This window comes from Pseudomonas sp. ATCC 43928 (assembly GCF_005938665.2).
In the GTDB taxonomy this organism is placed as follows: domain Bacteria; phylum Pseudomonadota; class Gammaproteobacteria; order Pseudomonadales; family Pseudomonadaceae; genus Aquipseudomonas.
Genome location: NZ_CP041753.1, coordinates 6415169 through 6428645 on the forward strand (window position 1 = coordinate 6415169; position 13477 = coordinate 6428645).

Annotated in this window: 15 protein-coding genes; 10 read left to right on the top strand and 5 right to left on the bottom strand. The window is 60.9% G+C overall.

From position 1 onward, the window contains the following. Nucleotides 1-102: 102 nt before the first annotated feature. The gene (locus tag FFH90_RS29655; RefSeq protein ID WP_086944358.1) at nucleotides 103-849 is read right to left on the bottom strand and encodes a LytTR family DNA-binding domain-containing protein; all 747 of its coding nucleotides are present in this window, start codon (nucleotides 847-849) and stop codon (nucleotides 103-105) included. 462 nt (nucleotides 850-1311) lie between these two features. Here FFH90_RS29655 and argH point away from each other — a divergent pair, with 462 nt between their 5' ends. After that, entirely contained in the window at nucleotides 1312-2706 is a 1395-nt protein-coding gene (argH, locus tag FFH90_RS29660; protein WP_019580504.1) for an argininosuccinate lyase, read from the top strand. Between the two features lie 107 nt (nucleotides 2707-2813). On the opposite strand, the gene FFH90_RS29665 is transcribed toward argH, so the two are convergent. Beyond that, entirely contained in the window at nucleotides 2814-3473 is a 660-nt protein-coding gene (locus FFH90_RS29665) for a glutathione S-transferase family protein (RefSeq protein ID WP_064621064.1), read from the bottom strand. A 125-nt stretch (nucleotides 3474-3598) separates the two neighbouring features. On the opposite strand from FFH90_RS29665, the gene FFH90_RS29670 reads away from it, so the two are divergent. The 3 genes from FFH90_RS29670 (at nucleotide 3599) to FFH90_RS29680 (ending at nucleotide 7362) form a co-directional block, all read left to right on the top strand. Next, on the top strand, nucleotides 3599-3883 hold the full coding sequence (locus tag FFH90_RS29670) for a hypothetical protein (protein WP_018927538.1): 285 nt from the start codon (nucleotides 3599-3601) through the stop codon (nucleotides 3881-3883). A gap of 179 nt (nucleotides 3884-4062) precedes the next feature. Then, complete coding sequence (locus FFH90_RS29675) at nucleotides 4063-4308, top strand: TIGR02647 family protein (protein WP_007894898.1); 246 nt, start codon at nucleotides 4063-4065, stop codon at nucleotides 4306-4308. Nucleotides 4309-4515: 207 nt separating this feature from the next. Then, the gene (locus FFH90_RS29680; RefSeq protein ID WP_138866488.1) at nucleotides 4516-7362 is read left to right on the top strand and encodes a class I adenylate cyclase; all 2847 of its coding nucleotides are present in this window, start codon (nucleotides 4516-4518) and stop codon (nucleotides 7360-7362) included. Between the two features lie 5 nt (nucleotides 7363-7367). Here FFH90_RS29680 and rnk read toward each other — a convergent pair whose 3' ends face one another. From rnk to cyaY, 3 genes are all read right to left on the bottom strand, one after another. Next, on the bottom strand, nucleotides 7368-7778 hold the full coding sequence (rnk, locus tag FFH90_RS29685) for a nucleoside diphosphate kinase regulator (RefSeq protein WP_007941285.1): 411 nt from the start codon (nucleotides 7776-7778) through the stop codon (nucleotides 7368-7370). 244 nt (nucleotides 7779-8022) lie between these two features. Then, a complete protein-coding gene (locus FFH90_RS29690; RefSeq protein WP_081625749.1) occupies nucleotides 8023-8241 on the bottom strand; it encodes a DUF1289 domain-containing protein in 219 nt (72 codons plus the stop codon). A gap of 4 nt (nucleotides 8242-8245) precedes the next feature. Next, a complete protein-coding gene (gene cyaY / locus FFH90_RS29695; protein ID WP_019580500.1) occupies nucleotides 8246-8578 on the bottom strand; it encodes an iron donor protein CyaY in 333 nt (110 codons plus the stop codon). A gap of 238 nt (nucleotides 8579-8816) precedes the next feature. Between cyaY and FFH90_RS29700 the strand changes: the two genes are divergently transcribed. The 6 genes from FFH90_RS29700 to FFH90_RS29725 are packed head-to-tail and all read left to right on the top strand — an operon-like array spanning nucleotide 8817 to nucleotide 13427. Continuing rightward, nucleotides 8817-8990: a lipoprotein gene (locus tag FFH90_RS29700; RefSeq protein WP_007941283.1), complete on the top strand. Its 174-nt coding sequence runs from the start codon at nucleotides 8817-8819 to the stop codon at nucleotides 8988-8990. Nucleotides 8991-8999: 9 nt separating this feature from the next. Beyond that, complete coding sequence (lysA, locus tag FFH90_RS29705) at nucleotides 9000-10247, top strand: diaminopimelate decarboxylase (RefSeq protein WP_018927534.1); 1248 nt, start codon at nucleotides 9000-9002, stop codon at nucleotides 10245-10247. A gap of 4 nt (nucleotides 10248-10251) precedes the next feature. Next, nucleotides 10252-11082 (top strand): diaminopimelate epimerase, encoded by an 831-nt coding sequence (dapF, locus tag FFH90_RS29710; RefSeq protein WP_018927533.1) that lies wholly within the window; start codon nucleotides 10252-10254, stop codon nucleotides 11080-11082. Between the two features lie 13 nt (nucleotides 11083-11095). Continuing rightward, nucleotides 11096-11821 (top strand): DUF484 family protein, encoded by a 726-nt coding sequence (locus tag FFH90_RS29715; protein WP_007941280.1) that lies wholly within the window; start codon nucleotides 11096-11098, stop codon nucleotides 11819-11821. A gap of 2 nt (nucleotides 11822-11823) precedes the next feature. Further along, nucleotides 11824-12723, top strand: a complete 900-nt coding sequence (gene xerC, locus FFH90_RS29720; RefSeq protein WP_018927532.1) for a tyrosine recombinase XerC — start codon at nucleotides 11824-11826, stop codon at nucleotides 12721-12723. Next, nucleotides 12720-13427 carry an HAD family hydrolase gene (locus FFH90_RS29725; protein WP_019650117.1) on the top strand — a complete coding sequence of 236 codons (708 nt, stop codon included), beginning with the start codon at nucleotides 12720-12722 and terminating at the stop codon, nucleotides 13425-13427. Before xerC ends, FFH90_RS29725 begins: the two co-directional genes overlap by 4 nt. Nucleotides 13428-13477 lie beyond the last annotated feature (50 nt).

Consider the following 13477-nt stretch of genomic DNA (forward strand, 5'->3'; position numbering starts at 1 on the left):
TAACAGCTCAGCCAAATCCACTTTGACTTGTATCAGAAACTGCATGGCCTCCCTGGCCCTCAAGGTCCGAAAACAGGGTAGAAATCCGCCCTGAATGGCGGATTAAAGCTGCTGCATCATTTTGCGCACGCCGGCCACATGGCGTCGGCTGACGATCAGGGCGTCGCCGTTCAGGCCTTTGAGAAACAGCTGGAAATGCCCCAGGGGGGTGCGTTGCAGCCGTTCAATGCGTTCGCGGGCGACCAGTGCATTGCGGTGGATCCGCACGAAACGGTCGCCAAATTCGTCTTCGAGGGCCTTGAGTGGCTCATCCAGCAGCACCTCGCCACCTTCATGGCGCAAGGTCACGTACTTGTGGTCGGCAATAAAGTAGACCACCTGGCCCAACGGGATCAGTTCAATACCTTTACGGGTGCGGGCGCTGATATGGCTGCGTGGGCCGCTGCCGGTTTCGGCGGCGGGACGAGTCAAGGCGGCGAGCTGGATGCGATTGGGGCGTTCGGCTTTTTTCAATGCTTCATGTAACTGTTCTGTGCGCACTGGCTTCACCAGATAGCCCACGGCGCTGGCCTGTAGGGCTTCCACGGCAAATTCATCGGGCCCTGTGCAAAACACCACGGCGGGCGGGGTTTCGCGTTCGCACAATCGTGCCGCCACTTGCAGGCCATCGAGGCCCGGCATGCGAATATCGAGCAGTACGATATCCGGCTTGTGGCTGTCGATCAGTGCCAACGCCTCTTCGCCATTCGTGGCGCTGGGCTCCAGGACGTTGTATCCCTCGAGTTCGCCGACCATTCGGCTCAGGCGCTCGCGGGCCAGGGGTTCGTCATCAACGATCAGGACATTCATATTGCGCTGGATTCCTGCGTGAGTCTCGCACAAAGATAGCGTAGACAGGTGAAGTGACGTCCGTCACCGCGATCCACGCTAAGACTAGCGCGAGGGCCAAAAAGTGCCGCAAGACCGGCGGCTAAATTTTCATCTGCCGGGTGACTGACGGCCCAGGCCCGCGTTGGCGAGGCATCGCCATAAGGTTTGCTGATACACAATATGAACACCCCTCTTCTCTCTATAGTCAGCTGCAGCATCGAGAAGTGCGCTGATCCTACTGTCCAACTGTAGACGGTTGCCGCGACGATATTGCTCAAATGAGAAATATCGTTGCGCAATTTGCGCATCGCTGGCTTCGAGTATGGATCGCCCCATGAGAAAAAAACGTATCGACCAGTGTCAGCGACAGGATTGGCAACCCTGTTATTATCCGCGTCAGCGTTCCACGCCATCTTTCTTCAAGCCGATACGAGCGAATTCATGAGCACTGACAAGACCAATCAGTCCTGGGGCGGCCGCTTCAGTGAACCCGTCGACGCCTTCGTTGCCCGCTTCACCGCCTCCGTCACCTTCGACCAGCGCCTGTATCGCCACGACATCATGGGCTCGATCGCCCACGCCACGATGCTGGCCAAGGTCGGCGTGCTGACCGATGCCGAGCGCGACAGCATCATCGATGGCCTGAAGACCATCCAGGGTGAAATCGAGGCCGGCCAGTTCGACTGGCGCATCGACCTCGAAGACGTGCACATGAACATCGAGGCGCGCCTGACCGACCGCATCGGCGTGACCGGTAAAAAGCTGCACACCGGCCGTAGCCGCAACGACCAGGTCGCCACCGACATTCGTCTGTGGCTGCGTGACGAGATCGACCTGATCCTGGCTGAGATCACCCGCCTGCAAAAAGGCTTGCTGGAGCAGGCCGAGCGCGAAGCCGGCAGCATCATGCCAGGCTTCACCCACCTGCAAACCGCGCAGCCGGTGACTTTCGGGCACCACATGCTGGCCTGGTTCGAAATGCTCAGCCGCGACTACGAGCGCCTGGTGGACTGCCGCAAGCGTACCAACCGCATGCCGCTGGGCAGTGCTGCACTGGCTGGTACCACTTACCCGATCGACCGCGAGTACACCGCTCAGTTGCTGGGCTTTGACGCTGTTGGCGGCAACTCCCTGGACAACGTGTCCGATCGCGACTTCGCCATCGAGTTCTGCTCGGCCGCGAGCATCGCGATGATGCACTTGTCGCGGTTCTCCGAAGAGCTCGTGCTGTGGACCAGTGCACAGTTCCAGTTCATCGATCTGCCGGACCGTTTCTGCACCGGTAGCTCGATCATGCCGCAAAAGAAAAACCCGGACGTGCCGGAGCTGGTTCGCGGCAAGACTGGCCGGGTATTTGGCGCGCTGATGGGCCTGCTGACCCTGATGAAAGGCCAGCCCCTGGCCTACAACAAGGACAACCAGGAAGACAAGGAACCGCTGTTCGACGCCGCCGATACCCTGCGCGACTCGCTGCGGGCCTTTGCCGACATGATCCCGGCGATCAAGCCCAAGCACGCGATGATGCGCGAAGCGGCCCTGCGCGGTTTCTCGACCGCCACCGACCTGGCCGACTACCTGGTACGCCGCGGCTTGCCGTTCCGTGATTGCCACGAGATCGTTGGCCACGCGGTGAAGTACGGCGTAGACAGCGGCAAGGACCTGGCGGAAATGAGCCTGGAAGAACTGCGCAAGTTCAGCGACCAGATCGAGCAGGACGTGTTTGCCGTGCTGACCCTGGAAGGTTCGGTGAATGCCCGTGACCATATCGGCGGAACCGCGCCGGCACAGGTCAAGGCTGCCGTGGCTCGCGGTCAGGCATTGCTCGCCAGCCGTTAAAAGCTTCGCGGGCAAGTCGGATCGCCGCACCGCTCGCGCCTACAGGGGACCGTACCCCTCATGCGCGAGACTTGCCCGCGAAGGCATTCTCAAGATCGTTACACAATCTATTTCTTCGACGCGATCATCTCCAGAAACGCGGGCATTGCTGCGCCCTTTTCTGCCGCAATTCGCTGCACGTTCGGATTCTGCCCCAGACGCTCCAGCAGCGCCCTGGCCGCCGGCATCTCAGCCAGCAGATCAATATCGAACAGCTTCTGCGCCACGGCACAAGCCATCGGCACGCTGTACAGGAAATACAAATCCGCAATGCTGAGACGGTCGCCCGCCACGTAAGGGGCGAACTTGCCGTGCCTGCCCAGTGAGGCGAACCCCAGCAGCAACTCGGCCTTGGTCTTGTCCTTGATCGCTTCCGGCACTGACATGCCGAAAAACGCTTCGGGGTAGCAGGCTCGCGCTGGCAGTTCGATGTACAACTCGATTTCCTTGGCCAAAGCCAGCGCCTGCGCTCGCTCGAAGGGCTCGCTCGGCAGCAGCGGTGTGCCTTTCTGGCTCTGCTCGAGGTACTCGAGAATCACGCTGGTTTCGTTGACGAAACCTTGCTCGACGCCCAGTACCGGAACCTTGCCGCGCGGGCTGATGGCCAGCGCCTCGGGGCTGGAGCCTGGGTAAAACGGCACCTCTTCAAACGGCAGTCCCTTCTCCAGCAACGCCAGCTTGACCATGTTGTAGTAGTTGCTGACGCAAAATCCATAAAGCTTGAGCATTACATAGCCTCCAGGCCGTGCAGGGGGTTGGCAGCGCCAGTTATAGAACGCCCAGGCACTTCTTGCCAGCAGCATCACAATGCTGAATGCAGGTAAACTGGCCGCCTTTCCTTGAGGAGCCTGCCATGAGCGAGCCAAACGACATCGACAACGACGAAGAAGAATTCGCCGAAACGACGCTGATCGAAGCAATCGAAAACCAGATCGAAAGCGACAACCCGCCAGCGGCCAAGGCAACCTTCAACAAGCTGACCCTGGTGGGTTACGAGCGTGAAGAAATCCTCAACCTGATGGCCCATGTGCTGGCCTACGAGATCGACGCTATGCTCGATGAGGACCGTGCATTCGACACCGAATGGTATGAAACGGCGCTGCGCGCACTGCCAGAGTTGCCGCCGGAAAAGCAATAACCCCGCCCTCCCCCTGTAGGAGCGCGCTCGCTCCTACAGAAACCACCCCCGCTGTCCTTATCACCCTCCGGGGAATGCCTCTCGGGGAGAAAAACCCTGTTGCCAGCACTGGACATGCCTCACCGACGGGTTCACCTTAGGGACGCTATCGTCTAATTCCTAGAAAGTCTGGAGTCCTTATGTCGCTTACCCCTGAGTTGGTTGCCGAACTGGAAATCCTCGCACTCTTCAACCTGGACAGTTCCCAGGAAGGTTTGAAAATTCATCAGACCGCTGCCCCGAAAGCCATTGCCGCCGCACAAAGACTGTTCGACAAAGAATTGATCACCCAGCCCGATGGCGGTTATCTGACCAGCCTGGGGCGTGACGCCGCACAAAACGTGCAAACCGTTCTCACCATTCTGTCCGTGCGGGAAACAGCCTGAGCATCACTGCATAGCCCACGGAAAGCTCTGTCACGGGATTTCCGCGGGCACACTTGATGACTGGCCCTGTTACCTGCCGTCGCCAAACGATAGAAATCTGACGCCAGGAAAACAAAATCAGCTTAAAAGTCCCGGGGCCGAGGCGCTAAACTGCCCCTCACCCTGAGCCCTCCTGCGTCCGAGCCCCGCGAGCCGGATTGAGCTGACATGACCCGCACCCATGAAATCCGCCCCGATCTGGACGAGGGAATCGATCGCAAGGTTCTCAGCCAGCTGCGCGCCCGTTTCCTGAAGCTCAACGAGGGTCGCATGGCCCGTGCGATGGAAGGGTTGTCGACCCGCCAGCAAACGGTGCTGACCCTGCTGCCGCTGTTTTTCCACGTCAATCATCCGCTATTGCCGGGTTACGTTTCGGGTAGCACCCCGGCCGGCCTGTCGAATTACGACCCCGACACCAACACCCTCGCCGAAGCCCAACGCCTGACCCGCTCGTTTTCCTACAAACCGCGCCACGGCAGCAATCCGCCGCGCCCCATTCACGGCCTGTTCCTGATGGGCAGCCTCGGCACTCTGGCCCAGGCCGATCAGAGCGACATGGACGTGTGGGTCTGTCATGGGCCGGACCTGAGCGAAAGCGAGCTCGCTGAACTGCGCAAGAAATGCCAGTTGCTGGAAGTCTGGGCCGCCAGCCAGGGCGCCGAGGCGCACTTTTTCCTGATCGACCCGGCCCGCTTCGTGCTCGGCGAGCGCGATACGCAGTTGAGCTCGGAAGACTGTGGCACCACCCAGCACTATCTGCTGCTGGACGAGTTCTATCGAACCGCGATCTGGCTGGCCGGACGCACCCCCATCTGGTGGCTGGTGCCGGTCTACGAAGAGGCTGCGTACGACCGTTACACCCACACGCTGCTTTCCAAACGCTTCATCCGTGCCGACGAAACCCTGGACCTGGGGCATCTGGCGTACATCCCTCCCGGGGAGTTCATCGGTGCCGGGCTCTGGCAGCTGTTCAAAGGCATCGAATCGCCCTACAAATCAGTGCTCAAACTGCTGCTGACCGAGGTCTACGCCAGTGAACACCCGAAAGTCCACTGCCTGAGCCTGCGTTTCAAACAGGCGGTGTTTGCCAATCGACTGGACCTCGATGAACTGGACCCGTACATGGTGGTTTACCGGCGCATCGAGGAATACCTCACGGCTCGGGGCGAACCGGAGCGGCTCGAACTGGTACGTCGTGCGCTGTACCTGAAGGTCAATCGCAAGCTCACCGGCAGCAGCGGTCGCACCCAGAGCTGGCAGCGTTCGCTGCTCGAACGTCTGGCCCACGAATGGCATTGGGATCAGCGTCAGTTGGCGTTGCTCGACAGCCGCAGCCAGTGGAAAGTCCGCCAGGTCAGCGCCGAGCGCCGTGCCTTGGTCGGCGAACTGAATTACAGCTACCGCTTCCTGACACAGTTTGCCCGTAACGAGCAGACCGTCAGCCTGATCAACAAGCGCGACCTCAATGTGCTGGGCCGGCGGTTGTACGCGGCCTTCGAGCGCAAGGCCGACAAGATCGAATGCATCAACCCGGGCATCGCCCCCGATCTGGCCGAAGACACCCTGACGCTGGTGCAGGCCCCGAACAAGAGAGAGCCGGGGCAAACCCAATGGGGTTTGTACAACGGCAGCCTGACCGCTCATGAGTGGGAGCATTTCGCGCCGATCAAGCGCAGCCGCCAGTTACTCGAACTGCTCACCTGGTGTCACCGTAACGGCGTGATCGACAGCAGCACCCGCCTGGCCCTGCACCCCGGCACCAGCGACTTGAGCGAGTTCGAACTGTTCAACCTGCTCGGCAGCCTGCAGCAAAGCATCGCCCTGCCCCTGACCACCGTCGCCGAAGAGCCTTTGCTGCGCGCCAGCGTGCCGAGCGAAATACTGATTCTGGTGAACGTCGGCGTCGATCCGCTCAAGCACCATCGCGACATGAACATCCTGATGACCACCGAGCGCACCGATTCCCTGAGCTACGCCGGCGTGCGGGAAAATCTGGTGCTGACCCTGGATCAGGTCACGCTAAACAGCTGGAACGAGGTGCTGGTCAGCCGCTTTGACGGTCCCCATGCCCTGCTCGACTGCCTGCGCGATTACCTCAACAACCTGCCGGACGGGCCACAGCAGCCCAAGCTGCGGGTACGTTGCTTCTGCCACAACCGCGCGCAATTCATAGCCCGACGAGTCGAAGAAGTTCTCGATACCGCGCAAAACCTGCTGCTGAGCAAACTCAATCATCGCTACCTGATTCAGGTCCAGCAGCATTACCACGTGCTGGAGCTGGTGCCCGGCCAGGTCAATCACGTTGCCCTCGCCACGCTGCCGGCGCTGTTTGACTACCTTGGCGAAGAGCTGGCCAGCTACAGCCCGCTGCATCTGGACCCGATGGCACTGGAAGACCACGACCTGGCGCTGATCCTGCCCATGGGGCAACCCGACTGCGTTCAGGTGTTCTACCGGATCAACGAACACCAGGCCGATCTGTACGTACTGGATGAGTTCAATGCCTTGTGGCAACAACGCTTGCCCTATCACGACGAACAAAGCCTGCTGGTGCCGCTGCAACGTTTTCTGCAATCGATCCAGTACCGGCGCGACGCCTTGCTACCGATGGACGCCGCCCAGCCGCTGAGCCTGGAGACTTTGTATTACCAGTTATTGCCTTCAGGCACCGCGCGGGCGCGTCGGGTCGAAGCCCGACCGGCGCCGCAAACCCCGGTCAACAAACCGTTCTATGACGTGCAGGCGATCGTCGGCAAAGCCGCACCGGGACAGGTGCAAGTCACGTTGTATTGCAATCAGCGGGAATTTTCAGAGCTGGAACATGGCGACCAACTGTTCAGCGTGGTCGCCCGGGAAATCGTCGAACAGCGCCGCGAGACCGAACGCTATCGCTGCTACATCACCGACCTGGACCTGTCGGGCCTGCTCGGTGATGGTCAGAGTTCAAGCAATCTGTATTTGCGCTACAAGGCCGACCTGGAGCGCGCATTGAACGAGGCGCTCGAGCAGGTCTGAGGGGTTCATTCCGGGAACGCGCCGCCATTGGCAGGCTGCGATTCAACTTCCAGCAGGGTCAGTTTGAGGGTCTTGCCACCCGGTGCCGGCCAGTCGATGTGCTGGCCAACCTTCAGGCCGAGCAACGCACTGCCCACCGGCGCCAGAATGGAAATCCTGCCTTCGTCGGCGTTGGCATCCTTGGGGTAGACCAGGGTCAGGTGGTAGTCCTTGCCACTGCTTTCTTCGCGGCAATGCACTTTAGAATTCATGGTCACGACATCGGCCGGCACCTCTTCGTGACCGACCAGGGTATCGGCGCGATCCAGTTCGGTTTGCAGCGCGATAACGCCCGGCAGCGAGTCATCCAGGCTGTCGATCAGGCGCTCCAGACGTTGCACGTCCAGACGGGTAAGGGTGATGGAAGGTGCGGTCATGATCAGGGCAGACTCCTTTCTTCTGCACGAAAAAAGCAAAACCCCGCCAGAAAAAGGCGGGGTTTTCACGAGCCTCGATGGGTTGAGGCGTATCTGGACACTATCACAGCTCAATAAATAAACAAGCCGGGGGCGACCACGGCCCAGCGCTGACCATTGCTCCCGCTGGGGCGCGGAGCGGCCCTAAAAACCTTGCGGCTGCTTCGCACCCGAGCGGGAGCAAGCTCCCTCGCCACAAAAGCCCTTAAGCCAAGATCTTGCGTTGTACAGCCTGCGCACAAATCACCCGCCGCCGCTCATCATCGGCCGAGCGCCATTCGCGGATATCTTCGACATGCCGAAAACACCCCAGGCAAACCTTCTGCTCATCCAGCCGGCACACACCGCTGCACGGCGAAGGCACTGCCGGGCTGACGTTGCTATAGAGCGGTTTGGGCGGGCGAACGGGCGCAGGCTGGGTCACGATCTCACAGACCTTCGAATTCGAGTTCGACGTCGGCTTGCTGCTTGACGATGCGCTCGAGCATCTCACCCAGTTGCTCGTCGCTCTTGTCACACATCCAGCGCTTGCTCTCTTCGTCGTAGTCGAAGTGGAAGCCACCCGACACCGCCGCCAACCACAATTGCCGCAACGGCTCCTGACGACTGAAGATCAACTGGCTGCCGTTTTCGAACTTGACGGTGAGCACACCGGCCGAGCTCTCCAGATCGATATCCAGGTCACTCTCATCGAAAATATCCTCCAGCGTCTGCTGGGTGGCATCGACCAGGTCGTGAAAACGGGCTTCAGTCAAACTCATTACGGGAACCTCAAAAAGTGTCTACTCACGCTCAAGCGCCGCAAGATACGGGCGAGCCCCGATGATTGCAAAGAATAACCACCAAGGACGAGGTGCGGTACGAAATATCCCTGCGCAACGCAGGACAAGTTACTGCGCCACAGTCAAAGGCCCGCCGGACGGGAGCCGCGTCACATAGGCAAGCTGCCGGGTGGCCGGTATACTCCGGCGCAATTAACGCATTTTCAAGGATTTCGCCATGAAGCGCCTGATCTCTTCCCTTGCTGCGCTCGTCGCGGTTGCCTGCCTGGTATCGGCCTGTGGTCAAAAAGGCCCGCTGTACCTGCCCGATGACAGCCAGGATCCTGCAGAGCAGGCCAAGTCGTCGCAACAGTCTCCGTCGAAAGCACACAAACACGACGTCTACCAATAAGGGAACGCCATGGACGCTTTTAACTACCGTGACGGTGAGCTGTTCGCGGAAGGTGTTGCCCTGTCCGCCATCGCCGAACGCTTTGGTACACCGACCTACGTCTACTCCCGTGCCCACATCGAAGCCCAGTACCTGGCTTACGCCGATGCGCTGGCCGGCACGTCTCACCTGGTCTGCTTTGCGGTCAAGGCCAACTCCAACCTGGGTGTACTGAATGTCCTGGCCCGTTTGGGCGCCGGTTTCGACATCGTTTCCCGTGGCGAGCTGGAGCGTGTACTGGCCGCTGGCGGCAGCCCCGAAAAGATCGTGTTCTCCGGTGTCGGCAAGACCCGTGACGACATGCGTCGCGCCCTGGAAGTCGGCGTGCACTGCTTCAACGTCGAATCCACCGACGAGCTCGAGCGTCTGCAAGTAGTCGCCGCCGAGCTGGGCGTTCGCGCGCCGATCTCGCTGCGCGTCAACCCGGACGTCGATGCCGGCACGCACCCGTACATTTCCACCGGCCTCAAAGAAAACAAGTTCGGCATCGCCATCGCCGACGCCGAAGACGTGTACGTCCGCGCCGCGCAACTGCCTAACCTGGAAGTGGTCGGCGTCGATTGCCACATCGGCTCGCAACTGACCACCCTGCCGCCCTTCATCGATGCCCTCGACCGCCTGCTGGGCCTGGTCGACCGCCTCGGCGATTGCGGCATCTACCTGCGCCACATCGATCTGGGTGGCGGTCTGGGCGTGCGTTATCGCGATGAAGAGCCGCCATTGGCCGCCGACTACATCAAGGCCGTGCGCGAACGTCTCGACGGTCGTGACCTGGCGCTGGTGTTCGAGCCAGGCCGCTTCATCGTTGCCAACGCCGGCGTGCTGCTGACCCAGGTCGAGTACCTCAAGCACACCGAACACAAAGACTTCGCCATCGTCGATGCGGCCATGAACGACCTGATCCGCCCGGCGCTGTACCAGGCCTGGATGGACGTTACCGCCGTGCGCCCTCGCGATACCGCCGCGCGTGCCTACGACATCGTCGGCCCGATCTGCGAAACCGGCGACTTCCTGGCCAAGGATCGTCAACTGGCGCTGGAAGAAGGCGACCTGCTGGCCGTGCATTCGGCCGGTGCCTACGGGTTTGTCATGAGTTCCAACTACAACACTCGCGGCCGCGCCGCTGAAGTGTTGGTGGACGGTGATCAGGCAATCGAAGTGCGTCGCCGCGAGACGGTAGCCGAGTTGTTTGCTGGCGAAAGCCTGCTGCCGGAGTAACCCCATGCTGCTGCGTTTTACCAAGATGCACGGCCTGGGCAATGACTTCATGGTTCTCGACCTGGTCAGCCAGCACGCGCACATTCTGCCCAAGCATGCCAAGCAATGGGGCGATCGGCACACCGGCATCGGGTTCGACCAGTTGCTGATCGTCGAGGCGCCCAGCAACCCGGACGTGGATTTCCGCTATCGGATCTTCAACGCCGACGGCTCCGAAGTGGAACAGTGCGGTAACGGCGCTCGATGCTTCGCCCGCTTCGTGCTCGACAAGCGCCTGACCGCCAAGCGGCAGATTCGCGTCGAGACCAAAAGCGGCATCATCGAACTGGACATCCGCAACGATGGCCAGATCAGCGTCAACATGGGCGCCCCGCGCCTGGTGCCGGCCGAGATTCCGTTCGAAGCCCCAAGCCAGGCCCTGAGCTATCAGGTCGACGTCGACGGCACCATGGTCGAACTGGCTGCGGTGTCCATGGGCAACCCCCATGCCGTGTTGCGGGTCAACGACATCAACAAAGCACCGGTGCATGAACTGGGGCCGAAAATCGAACATCACCCGCGCTTTCCGGCGCGGGTCAATGTCGGTTTTCTCCAGGTCATCGACCGGAACCGCGCGCAGTTGCGCGTCTGGGAACGCGGGGCCGGGGAAACCCAGGCCTGCGGAACCGGCGCTTGTGCTGCCGCGGTGGCCGCGATCAGCCAGGGGTGGATGGATTCGCCGCTATTGATCGACCTGCCCGGCGGGCGCCTGTCCATTGAATGGGCAGGCCCTGGCCAACCGGTCATGATGACCGGCCCGGCAGTACGCGTATACGAAGGACAAGTGCGTCTTTGAGTGAGCGAAATCCATGACCGACAAGCCCCAGGTTCCCGCCCTACAGCCCGACGAATCCCCTTCCGAAAGCCTTGAGGCGGCGGCGATTGCCGCGTACCTGGAGGCTCATCCGGATTTCTTCATCGAGCATGAAGAACTGCTCCCGGCCCTGCGCATTCCGCACCAGCGCGGCGACACCATTTCGCTGGTCGAACGCCAGATGACAATTCTGCGCGATCGCAACATCGAGTTGCGTCATCGTCTCTCGCACTTGATGGACGTGGCCCGCGACAACGATCGCCTGTTCGACAAGACCCGCCGTCTGATTCTCACGTTGATGGATGCGACCAGCCTGGAAGACGTGGTGATCGGCGTCGAAGACAGCCTGCGCCAGGACTTTCAGGTGCCCTTCGTCAGCCTGATCCTGCTGGGCGACAACCCGATGCCGGTAGGCCGCTGGGTCACCCACGCCGACGCACAAACGGCCATCGGCGGCCTGCTCTCGGAAGACAAGAGCGTCTGCGGCAGCCTGCGTGAGCATGAACTGGACTTCCTGTTCGGCGAAGAACAGCGCAAGCAGATCGGCTCCACCGCCGTCGTCGCCATCAGCCACCAGGGCATCCACGGTGTTCTGGCCATCGCCAGCCGCGATCCTCAGCACTACAAGAGTTCGGTGGGCACGTTGTTCCTCAGCTACATCGCCGAAGTCATGGGTCGCGTACTGCCACGGGTCAACAACTCCCTGCGCTCGGTACGCTGATCGTGGAACGGCAACTGGACGCTTACTGCGAACACCTGCGCAGTGAGCGGCAAGTGTCGCCGCATACGCTGTACGCCTACCGCCGCGACCTCGATAAAGTGCTTGGCTGGTGCGTCAAACAGAACATCGGCAGCTGGGCCGCACTGGATATCCAGCGGCTGCGCAGCCTGATCGCCCGCTTGCATGCACAAGGCCAATCGTCCCGCAGCCTGGCACGGCTACTGTCGGCGGTGCGCGGGCTCTATCATTATCTGAACCGCGAAGGCCTGTGCGACCACGATCCGGCCAACGGCCTGGCACCGCCCAAAGGCGAGCGTCGTCTGCCGAAAACCCTCGACACCGACCGTGCGCTGCAACTGCTGGAAGGCGCGGTGGAGGATGATTTTCTGGCCCGTCGGGATCAGGCGATTCTGGAGTTGTTCTACTCCTCCGGCTTGCGGCTTTCGGAGCTGACCGGGCTCAACCTCGATCAGCTGGACCTGGCTGACGGCATGGTCCAGGTCCTCGGTAAAGGCAGCAAGACCCGGCTGTTGCCAGTGGGTAAAAAGGCTCGCGAAGCACTGGAACTGTGGCTGCCGTTGCGGGCCATGACCAACCCGGCGGACGACGCAGTGTTTGTCAGCCAGCAAGGTCGGCGCCTCGGTCCTCGGGCGATTCAGGTGCGGGTCAAGGCCGCCGGCGAGCGCGAGCTGGGGCAGAACCTGCACCCGCACATGTTGCGACACTCTTTCGCCAGCCATTTGCTGGAGTCCTCTCAGGACTTGCGCGCCGTGCAAGAGCTACTCGGCCACTCAGACATCAAGACCACCCAAATCTACACCCATCTGGACTTCCAGCACCTGGCGACGGTCTACGACAGCGCCCATCCACGGGCCAAACGCATTAAAGGCGATGATTCATGACCATCCAACTGATCACCTTCGACCTCGACGACACCCTGTGGGACACCGCCCCGGTAATCGCCAGCGCCGAAGCCATATTGCGTGAATGGCTGACCGAGCATGCGCCGAACCTGGGCGCGGTGCCGGTGGAGCATTTGTGGTCGATTCGCGAGCGGGTGTTGAGCAACGAGCCGAACCTCAAGCACCGAATCAGTGCGCTGCGTCGGCGGGTACTTTTTCATGCTCTGGAAGAGGCTGGTTACGACCATGGTCAAGCCTCAGACCTGGCTGATCAAAGTTTTGAAGTGTTTCTGCATGCCCGGCATCAATTGGAAGTTTTCCCCGAAGTCGAGCCGACGCTGGAGACACTCGCCAAGCACTACGCCCTCGGTGTAGTGACCAACGGCAACGCCGATGTGCGCCGACTGGGCCTGGCGGATTACTTCAGGTTTGCCCTGTGCGCCGAAGACATCGGCATCGCCAAACCGGATGCGCGACTGTTTCATGAAGCGTTGCAACGGGGCGGCGCGACCGCCGAAACCGCGGTGCATATCGGCGATCATCCTGGCGATGACATTGCCGGAGCACAGCAGGCGGGGTTGCGAGCGATCTGGTTTAACCCGGCGGGCAAAGTGTGGGAAGCCGAGAAGGCGCCGGATGCCGAGATTCGCAGTTTGACCGAGTTGCCTGCACTGCTCGCCCGCTGGAACTCAGTCGATATTTGAGGTGCTGCGATCTTTTGATTTTCACCCATGAAAAAGCCCGCAGCGACGGC